This is a genomic window from Acidovorax sp. SRB_24 (assembly GCF_012931925.1).
On the sequence record NZ_MWOM01000221.1, the window covers coordinates 1 to 512 of the forward strand.

General features: G+C 75.8%; 1 pseudogene. It reads left to right on the plus strand.

The features are described from left to right. Positions 1 to 160 precede the first annotated feature (160 nt). Positions 161 to 512: pseudogene (locus B2J89_RS22975) on the plus strand (DNA topoisomerase IB); the annotation flags it as partial.

Below are 512 nucleotides of genomic sequence, written 5' to 3' on the forward strand. Positions count from 1 at the left end.
CGCTGCTCGCGCAGTAGAGTCCCGGGGCGCGCCGGCCCGCGCTTTGCGGCCGCCGCCCACCCGCGCAGCGGGCGCCTTCCTACACCCGCGGGCGCGGCAACGGGCTGTGATGGGACCAGGTTTCCCTGCGACCCAAGAGCGCCCGCGCGCCGTCCCCTCCATGCCTGCTTCTGCCTCCGCTTTGGTTCCTGTGCCCGCCCCTTCCGTGGCTGTGCGCGATGCGCCGGCGCCCCCGGCGGACGCACCCGCGCCCGGCAGCCGCCTGCCCGGCGGGCTGGTCTATGTCGACCGTCGCATGCCGGGCCTGCAGCGCGTGCGGCGCGCAGAGGGGTTTGGCTACCGGCAGCCCGACGGCCGCTGGCTGACGGATGCGCAAGAGATCGATCGCATCCGCCGCCTCGCCATTCCGCCGGCCTACACCGAGGTCTGGATCTGCCCGCTGCCGCACGGGCCACCTGCAGGCCACCGGGCTCGACGCGCGCGGGCGGCGCCAGTACCGCTACCACCCCGAC